The sequence below is a fragment of the Onishia taeanensis genome, assembly GCF_013349955.1.
Classification (GTDB): domain Bacteria; phylum Pseudomonadota; class Gammaproteobacteria; order Pseudomonadales; family Halomonadaceae; genus Onishia; species Onishia taeanensis_B.
Genome location: NZ_JABVXC010000015.1, coordinates 21,216 through 41,130, shown reverse-complemented (window position 1 = coordinate 41,130; position 19,915 = coordinate 21,216). Strand labels below are relative to the sequence as shown.

At 64.7% G+C, this 19,915-nt stretch carries 17 protein-coding genes; 8 read left to right on the top strand and 9 right to left on the bottom strand.

Annotated features, from left to right (window positions below; all coding sequences use genetic code 11):
- Positions 1–4: 4 nt before the first annotated feature.
- A complete protein-coding gene (locus tag HUS66_RS15410; protein WP_254628860.1) occupies positions 5–1,426 on the top strand; it encodes an NAD-dependent succinate-semialdehyde dehydrogenase in 1,422 nt (473 codons plus the stop codon).
- Positions 1,427–1,455: 29 nt separating this feature from the next.
- A complete protein-coding gene (gene gabT, locus HUS66_RS15405; RefSeq protein ID WP_175072080.1) occupies positions 1,456–2,754 on the top strand; it encodes a 4-aminobutyrate--2-oxoglutarate transaminase in 1,299 nt (432 codons plus the stop codon).
- A 112-nt stretch (positions 2,755–2,866) separates the two neighbouring features.
- Here the strand turns inward: gabT and HUS66_RS15400 are convergent, their stop codons facing one another.
- Together HUS66_RS15400 and HUS66_RS15395 are read right to left on the bottom strand one after the other, a co-directional pair.
- Positions 2,867–3,109 (bottom strand): GlsB/YeaQ/YmgE family stress response membrane protein, encoded by a 243-nt coding sequence (locus tag HUS66_RS15400; RefSeq protein ID WP_112055470.1) that lies wholly within the window; start codon positions 3,107–3,109, stop codon positions 2,867–2,869.
- A gap of 368 nt (positions 3,110–3,477) precedes the next feature.
- A complete protein-coding gene (locus HUS66_RS15395; RefSeq protein ID WP_175072078.1) occupies positions 3,478–4,026 on the bottom strand; it encodes a DUF924 family protein in 549 nt (182 codons plus the stop codon).
- Positions 4,027–4,668: 642 nt separating this feature from the next.
- Here HUS66_RS15395 and HUS66_RS15390 point away from each other — a divergent pair.
- The 6 genes from HUS66_RS15390 (at position 4,669) to HUS66_RS15365 (ending at position 11,684) form a co-directional block, all read left to right on the top strand.
- Positions 4,669–6,264 (top strand): solute:sodium symporter family transporter, encoded by a 1,596-nt coding sequence (locus HUS66_RS15390; RefSeq protein WP_175072076.1) that lies wholly within the window; start codon positions 4,669–4,671, stop codon positions 6,262–6,264.
- 227 nt (positions 6,265–6,491) lie between these two features.
- Positions 6,492–7,520, top strand: coding sequence for a GlxA family transcriptional regulator (locus HUS66_RS15385; RefSeq protein WP_175072074.1), 1,029 nt, complete (start codon positions 6,492–6,494; stop codon positions 7,518–7,520).
- Positions 7,511–8,689 carry an MFS transporter gene (locus tag HUS66_RS15380; RefSeq protein WP_175072072.1) on the top strand — a complete coding sequence of 393 codons (1,179 nt, stop codon included), beginning with the start codon at positions 7,511–7,513 and terminating at the stop codon, positions 8,687–8,689. Before HUS66_RS15385 ends, HUS66_RS15380 begins: the two co-directional genes overlap by 10 nt.
- Before the next feature lie 25 nt (positions 8,690–8,714).
- Positions 8,715–10,106 (top strand): YcjX family protein, encoded by a 1,392-nt coding sequence (locus tag HUS66_RS15375; protein WP_175072070.1) that lies wholly within the window; start codon positions 8,715–8,717, stop codon positions 10,104–10,106.
- Positions 10,103–11,155 (top strand): TIGR01620 family protein, encoded by a 1,053-nt coding sequence (locus HUS66_RS15370; RefSeq protein WP_175072068.1) that lies wholly within the window; start codon positions 10,103–10,105, stop codon positions 11,153–11,155. Before HUS66_RS15375 ends, HUS66_RS15370 begins: the two co-directional genes overlap by 4 nt.
- An 88-nt stretch (positions 11,156–11,243) precedes the next feature.
- Positions 11,244–11,684: a universal stress protein gene (locus tag HUS66_RS15365; RefSeq protein WP_175072066.1), complete on the top strand. Its 441-nt coding sequence runs from the start codon at positions 11,244–11,246 to the stop codon at positions 11,682–11,684.
- A gap of 133 nt (positions 11,685–11,817) precedes the next feature.
- On the opposite strand, the gene HUS66_RS15360 is transcribed toward HUS66_RS15365, so the two are convergent.
- The 7 genes from HUS66_RS15360 to HUS66_RS15330 form a co-directional block, all read right to left on the bottom strand.
- The gene (locus HUS66_RS15360) at positions 11,818–12,939 is read right to left on the bottom strand and encodes an ABC transporter ATP-binding protein (RefSeq protein WP_175072064.1); all 1,122 of its coding nucleotides are present in this window, start codon (positions 12,937–12,939) and stop codon (positions 11,818–11,820) included.
- Between the two features lie 49 nt (positions 12,940–12,988).
- Positions 12,989–13,867 (bottom strand): carbohydrate ABC transporter permease, encoded by an 879-nt coding sequence (locus tag HUS66_RS15355; protein ID WP_175072062.1) that lies wholly within the window; start codon positions 13,865–13,867, stop codon positions 12,989–12,991.
- Positions 13,860–14,789: a carbohydrate ABC transporter permease gene (locus HUS66_RS15350; RefSeq protein ID WP_175072061.1), complete on the bottom strand. Its 930-nt coding sequence runs from the start codon at positions 14,787–14,789 to the stop codon at positions 13,860–13,862. The genes HUS66_RS15355 and HUS66_RS15350 overlap by 8 nt, the downstream gene beginning before the upstream one ends.
- A gap of 86 nt (positions 14,790–14,875) precedes the next feature.
- A complete protein-coding gene (locus tag HUS66_RS15345; protein WP_175072059.1) occupies positions 14,876–16,147 on the bottom strand; it encodes an ABC transporter substrate-binding protein in 1,272 nt (423 codons plus the stop codon).
- A 245-nt stretch (positions 16,148–16,392) separates the two neighbouring features.
- The gene (locus HUS66_RS15340) at positions 16,393–17,808 is read right to left on the bottom strand and encodes an ATP-binding protein (RefSeq protein WP_175072131.1); all 1,416 of its coding nucleotides are present in this window, start codon (positions 17,806–17,808) and stop codon (positions 16,393–16,395) included.
- 146 nt (positions 17,809–17,954) lie between these two features.
- Positions 17,955–18,689, bottom strand: a complete 735-nt coding sequence (locus tag HUS66_RS15335; protein WP_175072057.1) for a response regulator — start codon at positions 18,687–18,689, stop codon at positions 17,955–17,957.
- 240 nt (positions 18,690–18,929) lie between these two features.
- The gene (locus tag HUS66_RS15330; RefSeq protein ID WP_175072055.1) at positions 18,930–19,727 is read right to left on the bottom strand and encodes an HAD family hydrolase; all 798 of its coding nucleotides are present in this window, start codon (positions 19,725–19,727) and stop codon (positions 18,930–18,932) included.
- Positions 19,728–19,915 lie beyond the last annotated feature (188 nt).

Here is a 19,915-nt window from a genome sequence, read left to right as displayed (position 1 = left end):
ACTGATGTCCAATGCCTATATCAACGGCCAGTGGTGCGAGGCGCCGACGCGCTTTGCCGTGACCAACCCCGCTACCGGCGACACCATTGCCGACGTCGCCGACCTCGATGCTGATGCGGCCCGCGATGCCGTGGCCGCCGCCGACGCGGCTTGGCCCGCTTGGCGCAAGCGCTCCGCCAAGGAACGCTCAGCGCTGCTGCGGCGCTGGTTCGACGCCGTGATGGCGCATCAGGAGCCACTGGCTCGCCTGATGACCCAGGAACAGGGCAAGCCGCTCGCCGAGTCGATGGGCGAAGTGGCCTATGGCGCCAACTTCATCGAATACTACGCCGAAGAAGCCAAGCGCATGGCCGGTGAGACCCTGCCCAGCCACAGCGACGACAAGCGCCTGATGGTGATGCGTGAATCGATCGGCGTAGTGGCGGCCATCACGCCCTGGAACTTCCCGCTGGCGATGATCACCCGCAAGGTCGCTCCGGCCCTGGCCGCCGGCTGCACGGTGGTCATCAAGCCCGCCGAGGCCACCCCGCTGACCGCCCTAGCGCTGGCCAAGCTGGCCGAAGACGTCGGCCTGCCGGCCGGCGTGTTGAACGTCGTCACCGCCAGCAAGCCGGCGGCGATCGGCGAAGTGCTGACCACCGACCCGCGGGTGCGCAAGGTCTCCTTCACCGGCTCCACGCCGGTCGGCAAGAAGCTGCTCGAGCAGTGTGCCGGCACCGTCAAGAAGGCCTCCATGGAGCTTGGCGGCAATGCGCCCTTCATTGTCTTCGATGACGCTGATCTGGACGCCGCCGTGGAAGGCGCCATCGCGTCCAAGTTCCGCAACTCAGGCCAGACCTGCGTGTGCACCAACCGTCTGCTGGTTCAGGACAGCGTCTATGACGCCTTCCTCGACAAGCTCGCCGCCCGTGTCGGCGAACTTCGTATCGGCAATGGCCTCGAAGAAGGTGTCGACCAGGGACCGCTGATCAATGCAGCAGCCGTGGAAAAAGTGCAGTCCCACGTGCGTGACGCACTGGAACATGGCGGCCGCCTGATCTGTGGTGGCGAACCGCACTCACTTGGCGGTACCTTCTATCAGCCCACGGTGATTGCCGACGTGACGCCTGAGATGCGGGTCGCCCGGGAAGAAACGTTTGGCCCCCTGGCCCCCGTCTTCCGCTTCACCGAGGATGCCGAGGCCATTGCCATGGCCAATGCCACCGAGTTTGGCCTGGCGGCCTACTTCTACGCCCGCGACTATGCCCGGATCTGGCATGTGATGGAGGCGCTGGAATATGGCATGGTGGGCATCAACGAAGGGATCCTCTCGACCGAGCTAGCCCCCTTCGGCGGCATCAAGGAATCCGGGCTGGGCCGTGAGGGATCACGTCACGGACTGGACGACTACACTGAACTTAAGTACGTCTGTATTGGCGGCCTCTGAGCGCCAGGTGACTCTGACAGGAGAGATTGATGAATAACGCCCAACTCAACGAACTCAAGCAGCGCTACGTAGCCAACGGCGCCGCTAGCCCGGCCACTCAGTTTGCCGACCGCGCCGAGAATGCCCTGATCTGGGATGCCGATGGCAACCGCATCATCGACTTCGCCGGCGGCATCGGCGTACTCAATATCGGTCATCGCCATCCCAAGGTCGTGCAGGCCGTCAAGGACCAACTCGACCGCGTGATGCACACCTGCCAGACCGTGATGCCCTATGAAGGCTACGTGAAGGTCGCCGAGAAGCTCAGCCAGGTCACGCCGGTGCGCGGTCATGGCAAGGTCATGCTGGCCAACTCCGGTGCCGAGGCACTGGAAAACGCGGTCAAGATCGCTCGCGGTGCCACTGGCAAGAACAACGTCATCTGCTTCGACGGCGGCTACCACGGCCGTACCTTCATGACCATGGCCATGAACGGCAAGGTCGCGCCCTACGCCACCGATTTCGGCAGCATGCCGGGCAACGTCTTCCGCGCGCCCTACCCGGTGCCGTATCACGGCGTCAGCGAAGATGAAGCCCTGCGCGGCCTGAAGATGGCGCTGAAGACCGATGCCAACCCCAAGGACACCGCCGCCATCGTGCTGGAACCGGTGCTCGGCGAGGGTGGTTTCTACCCGGCGCCGACCAGCTTCCTCAAGGCGATCCGTGAGATCTGCGACGAGCACGGCATGCTGATGATCATCGACGAAGTGCAGTCCGGCTTCGGTCGTACCGGCAAGCTGTTCGCCATCGAGCACAGCGGCGTCGAGCCCGACATCATCACCATGGCCAAGAGCATGGCCGATGGCATGCCGATCTCCGCCGTCGTCGGTACCGACAAGGTCATGGATGCCTGCGGCCCCAACTCGCTGGGCGGCACCTACACCGGCAGCCCGGTTTCCTGTGCGGCGACCCTGGCGGTGCTGGACGTCTTCGAGGAAGAAAACATCCTCGGCAAGAGCCAGGCGCTGGGTGACAAGCTAGCCAAGCGCTTCGCGCAATGGCAGCAGGACTTCGACTGTGTCGACAACGGTCGCAACATGGGCGCCATGGCCGCCATCGATCTGGTGACCGACAAGGCCAACCACACGCCGGATGCCGACCTGGCCGGTGCGCTTTGCAAGAAGGCGCGCGAGAAGGGACTGATCCTGCTGTCCTGCGGTCTTTACGGCAACACCATTCGCTTCTTGATGCCGGTCACCATCGAGGACGAAGTGCTGGAAGAAGGCTTGGCCATCATCGAAGAGAGTCTCAAGGAACTGGTCGGCAGCAAGAGCGCCGCTACCGCCTGATCGCCATCTGCGAATGACGCGGCTGCACAAGCCTTGCAACGAAACCGCCCGGCCAAATGGCCGGGCGGTTTTTTGTAGACTGCCGATAAAGCGCTAAGGCAAGGCGCTGGCGTCAGCCACTCTTGACCTTGGAAATGATCCAGAGCAGAACCACGGCGCCCACCGTTGCTGTGACCAGCGAGCCGATGAAACCGCCCGCGGATAGACCCAGCAGGCTGAACATGAAGCCGCCCACCAAGGCACCGACCACGCCGACCCCGATATTACCCAGCACGCCGAAACCGCCGCCCCGCATGATGTTACCGGCAATCCAGCCGGCCAGACCGCCGATGATCAACCACGCAATGATGCCCATAGAATGCTCTCCTTTGCTGTGAGGTGTTGCCTGACTACCTGCAGATAGCGCCTGTTAGAGGGCGACGCTGACACCATACTTATCACACCATACGTATCACACCATACGTATCACACCGTACTTACCGCACCATACGTACCACACCGTACTTACCACTCCGTACCGGTATAACAGCCCCCACGGAACGGTGCTTATAAAATACTACTGATAACCGGTACTTATACACAGTCCGTGACACAGTGCTCGCAAAGCGAGACGCCTGAAATGCGCCCTTACCCAAGCATCCTCACGGGTAGGCCTTGCCGCCCAAAGAACCACTCGGCACCGGGCAGCGGGCAGCGGGCAGCGCAATGCTCGCTGCCAAGGGCTCAGAACCCTGAGCCAGGCTGCTCCAGAAAGGTCAGCTCCTCGGCGCTGGAATCCCGCCCCAGGATGGCATTGCGGTGTGGGTAGCGCCCGAAGCGCAAGAGGATGTCGCGATGGCGATGCTCGAAGCGCAGATTTTCCTCAAGCCCCGGCTGATCGAAGAGCCGCAGCGCTTCTTCATGCACGAGCAGGGATTCGCTGTGCATATAGGGCATGTAGAGGAAGGGCCGCTGGCGAGTCGTCAGCGCCTGATCAGCGCCCTGAGCCACCGCCTCCTGAGCCAGCACCAGTGCCAGTGCATCCTGAGCGAAGGCCATCGGATGATCACGATGCATATTGCGCGAAAATTGATCCAGCACCAGGATCTCGGCCAGGCGCCCTTGCGGTGTCGCCCGCCAGGTCCATAGCTCGGCGCGACAGGCAGCGCCCCAGGCCGACTCGAAGCGCGTCGCGATCAAGGCATCCAAGGCCTCGTCCTTGGCGAACCACTGCTTGGGGGTCAACTCCTCGAACCAGAAGTCGATTACCGCTCCGGGGCCGGCGTCGGCCATGATCCTTTCCTCCGCGTCTATGGTGATCAGGGCGAATACCGGCCGCGGTGCCGGCGACTGAGACACCTTGATATGATGGGATTGCTGTTTCCATCCTAGCCGACTCTCCGGCCCGCCCCAAACCATGCTCAACAGGTATGCTCAACCGGCCGCCCGATGTCACCGCATGAACTCTTGCCAGCCCTGACGCTGGTGCTGCATACCTGGGCCTCGTCACCTGTCTGGAGGGGCTGACCAGCGCACGTCATCAGCGTCGCCACCGACCCGCCCCTCGCGGGTGACTGAAATATCGAACGTTGATCACAAGCCGATCTTGAAGATCGCACTCAAGGACCGCGCCTAACGAGCGTACCTGGAACCCGGGCGACACAAAGTAGCGACACAAAGTAGCGACACAAAGTAGCGACGAAAAAGGGCGGCAAAATTGGCCATAAACACTAGGCTGACGAGCCAGGATGGCGCATACAAAGGCCGACGATGCTGGCAAACTTAGCCGTCATGGCGGGCATTAGACGAAAGATGCATAGAGCTTTAGTCTAAGGCTCCCTAGCATCACCTCCCACGCTAGTAAAGTTACTCCATTCCTTGGCAAAAAAACGCCGAAGGTGCCGCTTTTGCCCGCAGTTTAAGGATTATTCCACCGTGCATGCCCTGACCCTGGCGTCGTTCGTGTTCTTTACCGGTCTGGTCGCCTTCATCACCTGGCGGATCACCCGGCGCGACGACCATAAAAGTACCCAAGGCTATTTCCTCGCCGGCCGTTCGCTGACCTTTCCGCTGATCGCCGGCTCACTGCTGATGACCAACCTGTCCACCGAGCAGATGGTGGGGCTCAACGGGGCGGCCTTCAGCGATGGTCTCTCCGTGATGGCCTGGGAGGTCGTGGCGGTCATCGCCCTGGTGGCGCTGGCGTTGTTCTTCCTGCCACGCTTTCTCAAGAGTGGCATTGCCACCCTGCCCCAGCTGCTGTCGATCCGCTTCGATGCCGGCACGCAACTGATCACCAACGTGATCTTCTTGATCGCCTATGCCGTGATCCTGCTGCCGATCATTCTTTATTCCGGGGCCATCGGCCTGCAGGGCATGCTCGACCTGTCAGGGCTGACCGGCATCGAGTCCAGCACGACTCTGCTGTGGCTGACCGTGTGGGTCGTGGGCCTGATCGGCTCGGTTTACGCCCTGTTTGGCGGCCTGCGCACCGTCGCCGTGTCCGATACCCTCAACGGTATCGGCCTGCTGGTCGGCGGTTTCGTGATCGTGTATTTCGGCCTGCAGGCCGTCAGCGCCGATGGTGGCGTGCTCGCCGGCTGGGAGATCCTCAAGGAGACCAACCCGGAAAAGCTCAACTCGATCGGCGGTTCGGAGCAGCAGGTTCCCTTCTTTACCCTGTTCACCGGTGTCTTCCTGATCAACGTCTTCTACTGGACCACCAACCAGCAGATCATTCAGCGCACCTTTGCCGCCAAGAACCTCGCCGAAGGCCAGAAGGGCGTGCTGCTGACCGGCTTCTTCAAGCTGCTGGGGCCGCTCTATCTGGTGCTGCCAGGCATCATCGCCTATCACCTCTACGCCGATCAGGGTGTAGCGGCGGATGAAGCTTACGGTCGCCTGGTATTCGACGTGCTGCCGCCCTATCTCACCGGCTTCTTCGCCGCTGTCATGGTCGGCGCCATCCTGTCGTCCTTCAACTCGGCGCTGAACAGTACCACCACCATCTTCAGCCTGGGCATCTACAAGGGCGTGTTCAAGAAGGACGCGACTGAAGGCCAGGTGGTCAACTGCGGCAAGGTGTTCGGCTGGGTCATGGCCTTCGTCTCGATGACCATCGCCCCGCTGCTGGCCGGTCAGGAAAGCCTGTTCGGCTACCTGCAGAAGATGAATGCCATCTACTTCATCCCGATCCTTGCCGTGGTGGTCGTCGGCCTGCTGACCAAGCGCGTACCGCCGCTGGCCGCCAAGGTCGCCCTGATCGGTGGCTGTCTGCTGATCTTCGCCGGCTACTTCGTGCCGCCGTTCAACAAGCTGCCGACCATCATGCATGAGTTCCACTTCGTGGGTGCGGTCTTCGTGCTACTGGTAGCGGTCATGCTGATCATCGGCAAGCTGCGCCCTCGTGAAACCGACTGGGTGCAGGAAGATAGCCAGGCCGTCGACCTGACGCCCTGGAAAGGCGCCGTGCCCGCCGGCATCGTGCTGGTGATCCTGGTGATCGCCATCTATGCCACCTTTGCCGGCTAGCCGATAACGGACCAGGCGATGATCAAGCGCTTACCTGAGTGCTGACTTAAGTACTGATCAAGTGCTGCATAAGCACCAAGTCCTGACGAAGTACTCGCTCGACGCCCTGCCAACCGGCAGGGCGTCGTCGTTTTGGAGAGCAATGTCCTTATCGGTGGGATATTGGTCGTTGTGGACATTCAGCCCGGGCGCCAGACTCAAGACATTCCCCGTCCTGGAGTGCTTGGATGTCATCCCCTTCGTCGCCCACCCCATCACGCCGCATCACGCTGCTGGCCTACCCGGACTGCCAGGTACTCGATGTCTGCGGCCCCTGGCAGGTCTTCGCCAGCGCCAACGAATGCGCAGGCCGCCCCCTCTATACCCTCGAGCTGGTGGCCCGCGCCAGCGGCCCGCTGATCACCAACGGTGGTCTGACAATAATGGCCGACACCGACTGGGCGGGCCTGACGGCAAGGGGCGCGCCGGACACCCTGCTGGTGGCCGGCGGCAGCGGTGTCTTCGCGCAATGCAAGGCACAGCAGCATATCGACAAGCTGCGCGACATGGCCCCCAAGGTCAGGCGCCTGGGCGCAATCTGCACAGGGGCCTTCCTGCTGGCCAGGGCCGGCCTTCTGGACGGACGCCGAGCCACGACTCACTGGCGACATGCAGAGGCGCTGGCGCAGGCCTACCCGCGGGTAAAGGTCGAACCCGATGCCCTCTATGTACAAGACCAGGGCCGCTATACCAGCGCCGGGGTCACCGCCGGCATCGACCTGGCCCTGTCGCTGGTCGAGGCCGACCAGGGCGGCGAGCTGGCCGGCCGGGTGGCGCGCGAGCTGGTGATGTTTCTGCACCGCCCGGGCGACCAGGCCCAGTTCAGCGAGGCACTGCGCTACCAGCAGCGCGCCAGCGGGTCGCTGCGCGAGCTACTGGACCGGCTGCATGCCAACCCCGCTGAACCGCATGACCTTGGGAGCATGGCGGCCCAGATGGCGGTCACCCCGCGCCACCTATCGCGGCTTTTTAGGCACCATCTCGATACCTCTCCCGGTGCCTATCTGACGCAACTGCGCCTCGAAGGGGCGCGCCAGCAACTGCTCACGGCCAGCCCCGCGCCGTCGCTGGAGCGCCTTGCCGCCCAATGGCGGCTGGGCAGCGCCGAAAAGTTGCGCCGTCTCTTTCATCGCCGCTACGGCGTGTCGCCGTCGGTCTATCGTCAGCGCTTTGGCGCTAGCCTCTCCCATCTGGAGGACTCCCTCTCATGCCCTTGAGCGTCTTACTGCTATCGCTATGTCAGGCTCTGCTGATCACCGGCAACAGCCTGCTGATCCCGGTGTCGCCGATGATCGGTGCCAGCCTGGCACCGAGTCCTAATTGGTCAACGGCGCCGGTGGCCACCCAGTGGCTGGGGCTGATGTGCGCGACCGTGCCGGCCTCGCTGATCATGGCGCGCCTCGGTCGGCGGCGGGGTTTCATGCTCGGCCATCTGGTGGGGCTGGTCGGCGTCGCCGTGGCCTGTGAGGCACTGGTCAACGAGAGTTTCTGGCGCTTCATGCTCGCCACCTGGCTGATCGGCATCGGTATTGGCTTCGGTCAGCTATATCGCTTTGCCGCCACTGAAGTGGCGCCGCTAGAGCAGCGTGATCGTGCCATCGGCCTGGTCATGGGCGGCGGTGTGCTGGCCGCTTTCCTGGGCCCTTGGCTTGCCAATACCAGTCGCGCATTGGGAGAAACGCCCTTCCTGATGAGTTTTGCAGGGCTTGGCGCCCTCTATGTGCTGGCGCTGCTGGTGCTCACCATCGTTCGCCTGCCGCCCCCCGAGACGACCCATGAGCCCGGCACCCCGCGCCCCTTGGCCCAGGTGCTGCGCCAACCGGCCTTCATCGTCGCCGTAATGGCGGCGACGATCGGCTATGGCGTCATGAATGTCGCCATGACCGCCACCCCACTGGCCATGACCGCCGCCGGCCACGACTTCGCTCACATTGCCACCACCATTCAGTGGCACGTGCTGGCGATGTTCCTGCCGTCTTTCTTCACTGGCCATCTGAGTGCCCGATTAGGGGCGCGAAGCATGATCGTGCTGGGCTGCCTGTTGCTCGTGGCCAGTGCCATGGTGGCCCAGGTCACTCAAAGCATCGGCGGCTTCTATACCGGACTGGTGCTGCTGGGCCTGGGCTGGAACTTCACCTTCCTGCCCGCCACCGGCCTGCTCACCGAAAGCTACCGCCCGGCCGACAAGGCCCGCACCCAGGCCGCCAACGAATTCCTGGTATTTTCCACCGTCGCCGCCACCGCGCTTCTGGCCGGCCCGCTGGTCAGCGAGTTCGGCTGGGCCTTCCTGAATGCGCTACTGATCCCGCTGTCGCTGCTGCCAATCCTGGCCTTGGTCTGGCAGAGACTTGCCAGCCGGGCAGCGCGCCCGCACATTGGGGGCTGAACTCCACGGTGAACGGAACTCTTCCATGCGCCAGCCCCTGGCTCGCGAATTTCATGACCTTCTCGAACGCGGCCGCGACCGCCAGCTGCGCCTGGCGGTCACCGGCTTGTCTCGTGCCGGCAAGACGGCCTTTCTGACCTCACTGGTCCACCAGCTTCGACACGCAGGGCTCGAGGCACGCCTCGACCTGCTGCCCGCCGCCCGTGAGGGCCGCCTGCTCGGCGCCCAGCGGGTCGCCCAGCAGGACCTTGGCGTGCCGCGCTTCCCCTACGACCCGGCCATGGCAGCGCTGGATGCCGAGCCACCGCGCTGGCCCGACCCGACGCGGGGCATCAGCGAGCTCCGCTTGGCGATTCGCTATCGTCCCAAGCGCAGCGGCCTGCTGGCCCGGAGTGCGGCGACCCTGACCCTGGACCTGATCGACTACCCCGGCGAGTGGCTGCTCGACCTGCCGCTGTTGGATCACGACTACCTGAGCTGGAGCGCCTCTCGCCCGGCGCACGATGATGGCGAGTACGCGGCCCTGTTCGCCGACTGGCGCGCGTCGCTTGCCGATATCGACCCGGCGGCCACCGCCGATGAGGCGCGCCTTGCTGAAATAGCCGATGCCTATGCATCCGGGCTGCGTGCTGCCCGTGAAGCGGGCTTTGCCGACCTGCAGCCCGGTCGTTTCCTGCTGCCGGGAGAGCTCGACGGCGCCCCGGTGCTGCAGTTTTTTCCGCTACCCGGCCTTGGCGAAGAGGATCGCGACCGGCTCAAGTCGCTGCCGGCAGACAGCGTCTACCAGACCCTGGCTCGGCGTTTCGACTACTACCAGCGCCACGTGGTCAGGCCCTTCTATCAGGAGCACTTCCGGCGCTTCGACCGCCAGATCGTGCTGGTCGACGTGCTCGGCGCCCTGAATGCCGGACCGGATCGCTTCGCCGACCTGTCCCGCGCCCTCGGCACCCTGATGAAGAGTTTCGACTACGGCCGCCGCAGCCTGCTGTCGCGGCTGTTCACGCCGCGCATCGACCGCCTGGCCATCGCCGCGACCAAGGCCGATCACGTCACCCCGGAGCAGCATCCCCATCTGGTAAGCCTGCTCGAGGCGCTGCTAGCCGAACCGCTCAAGGATTTGCGCTTCGCCGACGTGCCGGTCAAGGCCTTCTCGCTGGCGGCGATCCGCACCACTAGCGCCCATAGCGTCGAGCACCAGGGCCGCACCACCCCTGCGCTGCGCGGCACCACCCTGGATAACGAATCGGTGCTGGTGTTTCCCGGCGAGGTGCCGTCCCGGCTGCCCAATGCCGACTTCTGGGCCCGCCAGGGCTTTGACTTCCGCGCCTTCCGCCCAGCCCCTCGTGGCCAGGGGGCGCTGCCTCATATCCGCCTCGATGCGACCCTCGACTGGCTGCTCGGAGACAAACTGCAATGACCGACCCTCGCCCCGCCCAGCGCTTCTCGGAAGAGCCAGCAGCCGAGCTTGACTCGGGCTACCAGGACCCGCGCCCCGCTCAGTCCTTTCCCGAGGCACAGGCCAGCCGTCCGCTGGACGACGAATCAGCCGCCGAGGCCGATCTGGCCGCCAGTCTCTCAAGGCCCAAGCGTCGCCGCTGGGGGCTACTTGGCCTGTTGGGGGGCGGATTGCTGCTTGGCGGCGTGGAGGCGGCACACTCCACCTTCACCGCGGCCCTTGACGGTGACTGGCTGGCCGGTGCCTGGAGCCTTCTCTTGCTCGCGGGGCTGGGCCTTGCCGGCAAGGCCATCGCCAAGGAACTCTTGCGCCTGCGTCGTCTGCGTCGCCACGACGCCCTGCGCGAGCGCCTCGATGAGATCACCGAGGCCACACCGCAACAGGCACAGCGCCTCGCCGAGACACTCAAGGACCGGCTCGACCTGGAAGCGGACCATCCTCACTGGCAGGGCTATCTCGCCGCCAAAGACGATCACCATGGCGGCGCCGAGCAGCGCGTGCTGATCGCTCATCACTTGCTCGCCCCACGCGATCGCGAGGCCAGGCGGCTGATCGCACGGATGTCCGGCGATACCGCCGTGCTGGTCGCGGCAAGCCCGCTGGGGCTGCTCGACATGGCGCTGGTGGCCTGGCGCAACCTGGCCATGATCGACCGCCTCGCCCGGCTCTATGGGCTGGAACTTGGCTATGCCAGCCGCCTCAAGCTGTTCCGCCAGGTGCTTTATAACGTCGCCTTCGCCGGCACCAGCGAGCTTGCCAGCGACATCGGCATGGAATGGCTGTCGATGGACCTCGCCGGGCGACTCTCGACCCGCGCCGCCCAGGGGCTGGGGGTCGGCCTGATGAGCGCACGCCTGGGGCTCAAGGCACTGGGCCTCTCCCGGCCGCTGCCCTTCGAAGCCGGCGAGGCACCACGGCTCGTGGAGCTGCGCCGTGAGCTTTGGCAGCGCCTGTCACGGCTCGACGACGCCTCCAGCAAGGCCAGGGAAAAACAGCGCCGCGACGTCTGACAACCAATGCCGTGGGGATTGATCAGGATCAAGTCGGTAAAGGACGTCTAGACTAGGATGAAGGCATACTCATCAAGGAGGTGATGCCATGTTCAAGTCGGTCATGGTTCCCGTCGACGGTTCCGAACATGCCCGCAAGGCCCTCGAAGTCGCCTGCCAGCTGATCAAGGACAGCGACACCACCCTACACATCCTGCACATCCCCGAGGTGCTGGCCCATGAGACCACACTGATCTGGGGAATCGGCGCAGTGACACTGGAGACCACCTCGGACCAACTCGAGAAATACGGTCGCGAATTGATCGACCGGACCTCAAGAGAAGCCAGCGCGCTGGGGGCAAAGCATATCGATACGACCCTTGCCCAAGGCGAACCCAGCCGCACCATTCTCGAGCAGGCCAAGCGACTCGGCGTCGACGCCATCATCATGGGCAGCCGGGGGCTCGGCGACTTCTCGAGCCTGGTGGTTGGCGGCGTCTCGCACAAGGTCAGCCACGCCGCCAAATGCACCGTTATCACCGTGCACTAGGCGTTACTCTTCGCATCAATAGCAGCGGCCCCCGCCGAATGGCGGGGGCCGCTTTGTTGGAACACGCTGGCATCTATCCGATACATCAAGCCTGGTTTGCTGGCAGACGCAGCGCCTGGCGCAAAGAGAGACGCTAGGCCAACCGGCTTTCACTTTGTGGATCGAAGAGCACCGCGCGGCTCATGTCGATACGCAGCGCCAGTCGCTCGCCGGCCGCCACCGGGCACTTGGGCCCCACTCGCGCCGTCACCTCGCTATCCCCCAGCGGCAGACGCAGCAGAATATCCGCACCGGTCGGCTCGACAACGGTGACACGCGCCTCGAGCAAGGTGCCTTCCTGCTGCCCCTCGAGCCGCGCATCCTGCTCGCTGAAATGCTCCGGGCGCAGCCCCAGCACCACCGGCTGTCCGAGATGATCGGCAAGCTCGCCGGTGATCCGATCCGCCGGCCAGGGCAACACCAGCTCCTGCTCCTCGGGGGTGGCGATGCGCAGCCGATAGTCGCCGAGCTGGCCCTCGAGGGTCGCCGTGATGAAGTTCATCGACGGCGAACCCATGAAGCCGGCCACGAACATGTCGACGGGGTCGTTGTAGACCTCGTCCGGCGAGCCCAGCTGCAGGATATGGCCGTCGCGCATCACCGCGATGCTGTCGGCCAGGGTCATGGCCTCGATCTGATCGTGGGTGACGTAGACGATGGTGGTGCCAAGGCGCTGATGCAGCTTCTTGATCTCGGTGCGCATCTCGACCCGCAGCTTGGCGTCGAGGTTGGAAAGCGGCTCGTCGAACAGATAGATCTGCGGCTCCCGGGCCAGCGCTCGGCCCATGGCCACCCGCTGGCGCTGACCGCCGGAGAGCTGGGCCGGCTTGCGCTCGAGCAGGTGGGTGATCTGCAACAGATCCGCGACCCGCTCCACGGCCTGCTCGCGTTCGGCCTTGGGCACCTTGCGCATTTCCAGGCCGAAGGCGATGTTCTGGCGCACCGTCATGCTCGGGTAGAGCGCATAGGACTGGAAGACCATGGCGATATCACGCTCGGCCGGGGTGCGCCAGGTGATGTCGTCGCCGCCGATCAGAATCTGGCCGCCGGTGACCGGTTCGAGGCCGGCGATGGCGTTCATCAGCGTCGATTTTCCGCAGCCCGAGGGCCCGACCAGGATCAGGAACTCGCCGGAATCGATGGCCAGGCTGACGTCCTTGAGGACCCGGGTACTACCGAAGTCCTTGCGGACCTCGCGAATTTCCAAAGCTGACATGATGGTTACCTCGTTATTGTTCGCATCGTGATGGCAAGGGCGCGGCGGCTCAGCCCTTGACCGAGCCCGCGGTCAGACCCCGCACGAAATACTTGCCGGCCAGCACATAGACCACCAGGGTCGGCAGCGCAGCAATCATCGCCGCGGCCATGTTGACGTTGTATTCCTTCACCCCGGTGGAGGTGTTGACCAGGTTGTTCAGCGCCACCGTGACCGGCTGGGTATCGTGGGCCGAGAAGGCCACGCCGAACAGGAAGTCGTTCCAGATCTGGGTGAACTGCCAGATCACCGAGACCACGATGATCGGCGCCGACACCGGCAGCAGGATGCGCCAGAAGATGCGAAAGAAACCGGCGCCGTCGAGCTTGGCCGCCGAGACCAGTTCGCTGGGTACCGCGACATAGAAATTGCGGAAAAACAGCGTGGTAAAGGCGATACCAAACACCACATGCACCAGCACCAGCCCCGCCCGGGAGCTCGACAACCCCAACCAACCCAGCGTCTGCGCCATCGGCAGCAACACCACCTGGAAGGGAATGAAGCAGCCGAACAGCATCAGCGCAAAGACGAGCTCCGAGCCGCGGAAGCGCCACTTGGTCAATGCATAGCCGTTCAGGGCGCCCACCACGGTGGAGATGGCGACGGCCGGAATGACAATGGCGAAGGAGTTCCAGAAGTAACCGCCCACCCCTTCGCAGCGCATGCCGGTACAGGCCTCGCCCCAGGCAGTGATCCAGGGCGCCAGGGTCGGATGCTGGGGCAGCGCCAACAGGGTCCCGGCGCCGATCTCATCGAGCGGCTTGATCGAGGTCAGCAGCATGATCACAAGCGGCAGCAGGTAGAACAGCGCTGCGACGATAAGCACGGCGTAGAGCGCCGCCCGGGCCAGCCGTGCGCCCGGGGTGCGGCGACGAATCACGTTATCCATGACGGCGGCTCCGCAGTTCGGAATATAGGTAGGGAATCAGAATCGCCAGCACCCCGCCCAGCATCAGCATGGCGCTGGCCGAGCCCAGCCCGATCTGAGCACGAGTGAAGGCATGGGTGTACATGAAGGTGGCGGGCAGGTCCGAGGCATAGCCGGGACCGCCGCCGGTCAGCGCCACCACCAGGTCGAAGCTCTTGATGGCGATATGCGAAAGGATCATCACCGCACTGAACACCACCGGCCGCAGGCAGGGCATCACCACCCGGGCATAGATGCGCGGCAAGCTGGCACCGTCGAGCTGGGCGGCCTTGATGATGCTGTCGTCGATGCCGCGCAGCCCGGCCAGAAACAGCGCCATGACGAAGCCCGAGGCCTGCCAGACGGCCGCGATCACCAGGGTGTAGACCGCCATGTCCGGATTCACCAGCCAGTCGAAGGTGAAGCTCTCGAAGCCCCAGCCACGCACCATGGCCTGCAGGCCGAGGCTCGGGTTGAGTAGCCACTTCCAGACCACACCGGTGACGATGAACGACAGCGCCATGGGGTAGAGATAGATGGTGCGCAGGCTGCCTTCCTGGCGGATGCGCTGGTCGAGCAGGATAGCCAGCCCCGCGCCCAGCACCAGGCAGATGCCGACGAACAAGCCGCCAAACACCACCAGGTTGCTGGCGGCGACCCACCAGCGGTCGTTGGCCATCAACTGCGCGTACTGCGCGAAGCCGACGAAGTCATAGCTCGGCAGCATGCGCGAATTGGTCAGCGACAGCACGAAGGTCCAGATCATGAAGCCATAGACAAAGAACAGCGACACGGCAATCGAAGGCGCCAGCACCAGGCGCGGTAGCCAGTCGCTCAGGGTGCCGAGCGCCGAACGCTTGGCGGGCGCGCGGGCGGCGCGCGCCGGGGAGAGAGAAGTCGACATGAGTACGTCCTCGAGGCCTGGGCCTCGTCAACCGAAAGACGGAGGGAGCCCGCCCGGCGTCAGGTGCCGGGCGGGCGGCGACGAGCCTAGAGCAGCGAGCTGCCAGCGTTCGCCAACCGCTCGGCGGCGGCCTCGGGACTCATGTCCGGGTCGTTGAAGAAGTTGGTGACCACATCGAAGATGGCGCCCTGCACCGAGGCACGCACCGCCATGCCGTGCGCCATGCTGGGCACCAAGCCACCGTTCTCGGAGGTTGCCTTGAAATCGGCCATGGAGCGCTGGGCGCAGCTATCGAAGGCGCTCATGTCGAGATCAGCGCGGGCCGGAATCGAGCCCTTGGCCAGGTTGAAGGCCTCCTGGAAGGTCGGTTCCAGCACCAGTCGGGCCAGATCATCCTGGGCCGCCTGAGCCTCCTCATCGCTGGCCTGGAACATCGCCAGGCTGTCGATGTTGAAGGTGAAGGCCGACTCGGTGCCCGGCGCCGGCACGCAGACATAGTCTTCTCCCGGCGTCAGGCCAGCGGCGGTGAACTCGCCCTTGGCCCAGTCTCCCATCAGTTGCATGGCGGCCTGGCCGCCGATCACCATCGAGGTGGCGATGTTCCAGTCGCGGCCAGACATGCCGTCGTCCATCAGCGTACGCATGCGCTTGAAGGTGGTCAGGGCGTCGATCATGGTCTCGCTGTTGAGCGCCTCGGGGTCGAGCTCGACCAGCGCGCGGCGATAGAAGTCGGAGCCGGCCTCGGCAAGGACCACGGTCTCGAACACCGTGGCGTCCTGCCAGGGCTGGCCGCCGTGGGCCAGCGGGATGACGCCCACCTCGCGCAGGTCGTCGGCGATCTCGAACATCTCATCGATGCTCGTCGGCACCTCGACGCCGGCCTCATCGAGCACTTGCGGGTTGGCCCACAGCCAGTTGACCCGGTGCACGTTGACCGGCACCGCCACGTAGTGGCCGTCATGGCGCATGATGTTGGCGACCACCTCGGGCAGCAGGCTATCCCAGCCCTCGGCCTTGGCCACGTCATCCAGATTGCCGAGCAGACCGAGATCGCCCCATTCCTGAATCTCGGGCCCCTTGATCTGCGCCGCCGATGGTGGGTTGCCGGACATGGCGCGAGACTTGAGCACCGTCATGGCGGTTTCGCCGCCACCGCCGGCCACCGCGAAGTCCTTCCAGGTATGGCCTTCGGCCTCCATCAGTTCCTTCAACACGTTGGCAGCACGGGCCTCGCCGCCGGACGTCCACCAGTGCAACACCTCGACCTCGCCGGCCTGCACCGGGGACGACGCTACGGCGCCGGTGACGGCGAGGCCGAGCAGGGTCTTCTTGAGCGGGAATCTCAGCAGTGAGCGCATGGGGCGTGTCTCCATCGATTGTTATTGATTGTCGTGAGCCGATTCACTAGCGGCTGATGACACGCTACCCCATTGGGAGGCACGAGAGGGGTTACCTAGTGCTGGATAGTACTGGATAGTGTTGCGGGTTTATTACACGGCTGAAATATATAACTTGCTGATTAAACTATGGTTTATAGACATAACGTCTGTAAGACCAAGGTCGCGAAGCGCCCTTTTCCGGGCGCGCTACGTCCCGTCAGGGGTCATATCCCGTCTGCGTCAGCTGGGTCGGCATCGGCGCAACGAGATAGCTCGAGGCTCACCACCAGGCCGCCGCATGGATGATTATCAAGCACCATTTCCCCGCCGTGGGCCCGCAGGATGTGCCGGGCGATCCCGAGCCCTAGCCCGCTACCGCCGGTATGACGGCTGCGCGAGGGCTCGAGGCGCACGAAGGGCGCGAAGACCCGCTCGCGCTGCCCCGCGGGGATCCCAGGGCCGTGGTCACGCAGGGTGATACTGAGCCTCGTCGGGCTGTCTTCGAGGTGCACCTCGGCGCGCTTGCCGTAGAAGACGGCATTCTCCAGCAGGTTGGCCAAGCAGCGTTTGAGCGCCAATGGCTTGGCTTCAAGTGGCAAGGCTTGGCCGGTGACTGTCACCTCGCCACCCTGCAGGGCCATCTCCTCGGCAAGGCCCTCGAGCAGGCCACGCACATCGACCGGTTCGATGGCTTCATGCAGGTCGAGCCCCCTGACCGAGGCCAGCGCCCCCTTGACCAGCAGGTCCAGCTCGTCGAGGGCGGCGCAGAAGCGCTCGCGCTGATGGTCATCCTCCAGCATCTCGGCGCGCAGGCGCATGCGCGTCAGGGGTGTCTTCAAGTCATGGGAGATCGCCGTGAATAGCCGCTCTCGCTCCTCGACCTGGTGCTGGATGCGCTGCTGCATGCGGTTGAAGGCCACCGCCGTGGCCGCCACCTCGCGGGGGCCGGTCTCGCGCAGCGGTGGGCTGTCCAGATCGTCGCCGAGCCGTCGCGCGGCCCGCGACAGTCGTGCCAGTGGCCGAGTCGCGCTGCGGATACCGAGCAGCGACAGCCCGATCACGGCAAGCAGCACGATCAGCGCCGCGAACAACCGTTCGCCTGACAGCCAGCCGTCATCGAAGAGCTCCGGCACTGGCAACAGCGTCGCCACATAGAGCCAGCCCTGGGCATCCAGGGGTAGCTGTACGACCAGGACCGGCGGTTCGATGGGGTCCATCAGCAGGCTGTGACGCCCCCAGCGGGGCGGCAGGTCGTGCAGCAGCACTTCGTTGTTGAACAGGCGCAGGGTATCGGGCGAGGAGAACTCGACGCGAGCGTTATCGACGCCGAGCTCGGAGGCCAGTATCTCGCGGAAATTGTCGGTCACCACCGTCTGGGCGGGCCCCCGGCCGATGTCCTGAACAGGAATGCGGTGATCGTTGACGCTGACGAAGAAGCGCGTGCCGCCCATGTCGCGCAGCTGATCGAGCACGATATGGCGATAATCGACCGGCAGCGAGCGGAAGAAGCGCACCGTGGAGGCGACACTGTAAGCGACGTTGCGGGAGAGTTCGTCGATCTGTTCGAGCCGGCTATCCCGGGCCTGATGGGTCCAGATCGCGTAGCTCGCGAGCTGCGCTCCCAGCACCCCGATCAGCATGATCAACACGAAGCGTCCGCGCAGGCTGCCTGGCAGGCTCCGAGCCAGGGTGCGCCTCAGCCGTCGCCAGTCGTGCTTATTGCTTGGCTTATCGGCGCCATGGGCCACGCGGGCATCGGCGCCAGACGATGCGCCCGGATTAGCGCTCACGTCAGCGCATCCACCCGGGTAGCCAACACGTAGCCGGCGCCGCGCACGGTGCGAATCAGCTGGGAGTGCTGGGCATCCTCACCCAGACGCTGGCGCAGCCGGCAGACGTGCACGTCGATGGAGCGATCCAGCGGTGGCGCCGGGCGCCCCCGGCTCAAGTCATAGAGGGCATCCCGGGACAGCACCTCTTCCGGATGCTCGAGGAATACCTGCAGCAGCTGAAAATCCGCCCCGGACAGGGCGCTGCGCTCGCCGCCTGCGTCGATCAGCTCTCGGGTGACCCGGTCGAGTCGCCAGTCGCCGAAGGCCACCAGCCGCGCCTGAGCGGGGTCCTTCTCGGGGGCCGCCTCGGGCAGGCGACGCGTGCGGCGCAGCACCGCCTTGATGCGCGCCAGCAGCTCACGGGGATTGAAGGGCTTGCCAAGGTAGTCGTCGGCGCCGAGTTCGAGCCCCAGGATGCGATCGGTCTCATCGGCGCTGGCAGTAAGCATGATGATCGGCACCTCGCTGTCGCGACGCACCCGGCGGCAGATGGTGAAGCCATCGTCACCGGGCAGCATGAGATCGACGATCAACAGATCCGGCATGGCAACGGCCAGCAGCGCCTCCAGCGCCTCGGCATCTGCGGCCACCAGGGTGCGAAAGCCATGGCGACCGAGATAGTCGGCCAGCAGCTCACGGATTTCCGGGTCGTCGTCGACCACGATCAGGGAGGCAGGCGAGTGGGTCATGGCAGCAGGTATCGCAGCAGAAGCATGGCAGTCCGAATCCATGGCGCCGACCGAATAGGCCGCAGCGCGTCCCTATCGGCCATGAAGAAAATCAAGGCATTCCATGGCGATCATGGTGGATGCCATGCCGGCCCGGCAAGATGCTTGCGACCAAGGTGGTAGGCGCTGTATTTGCCGAGACCGATCACGGTCAGCTCACTGGCCCGGCTATGGATGTCCGACGATGAATGCCCGGCCGCGTCAATCCAGCAAGCACTCGCGCAGCGTGCTGGCAACGGCGGCATCATCATGGTGGCCGATACGGGTGGCCTGAGGCACCCGTCCGGGCAACTCGGGATGGGCATTGGCCATCACGAACGCCCGACCGGCCAGGTCCAGCATCTCGGTATCATTGAGGTTGTCGCCGAAGGCCAGGCAGGCCTCGGCGGGCAGTGACAGTCGCTCCAGCAGTCGCGCCAAGGCGGCGCCCTTGTTGACGCCACCGGCCATGATCTCGAGCGAGTTGGGCAAGGAGTACGTCAGGTGCAGGGCCCCACCGTAGCGCGCCTCCACGGCTTCCTCGATGGTCGCAAGCGCCGCCGGCTCACCGATGAACAGCACCTTGCCGACACCACGACCATCGAGCTCGCCGGGATCGGCGACCCGGTAGCCAAAGCCGGTATGGGCATGCAGGGCAAGCAGCTCCGGAGCCGGCGCGTCGATCAGCCAGTCGTCATCGCGATAGAGGTTCAGGCGCATGCCCGCCGGGCGTTCGAGCGCGATCAGTTCCCGGGCCATCTCCTCGGGCACATGCTGGGTCGCCAGCACCGCATCGTCCGAGCCATGCAGATAGGCGCCGTTGGTGCTGATGATATGGGCCTTTACGCCGAGCCGCTCGCGCAGAGGAAGAATATCCCGGTAGTGGCGCCCGGAAGCGATGGCCAGATGGTGGCCGCGCTCGGCGAGCGCCTGAAAGGTCTCGATGGTGCGAGGGTCCAGATCATGGTCGGCGTTGAGCAGGGTGCGGTCGAGGTCGGTGACGATCAACTGTGGCGACATGGGGGCTCCTTGGCGGCTTAGTCGTTAGCATACCCAAGGGGATCGATGGCTGTCTGCGCCGAACTTGCCTCTCGCTCACCCCTAACGTCTTGATTGGTCGTGCACAGCGTCTACAGCTGTCCGCCCCGATTGGCGCGGGCTAGCGGAATCCGTATAGTGGCTCCCACTCTTCCCGCCATGCAAAAGTG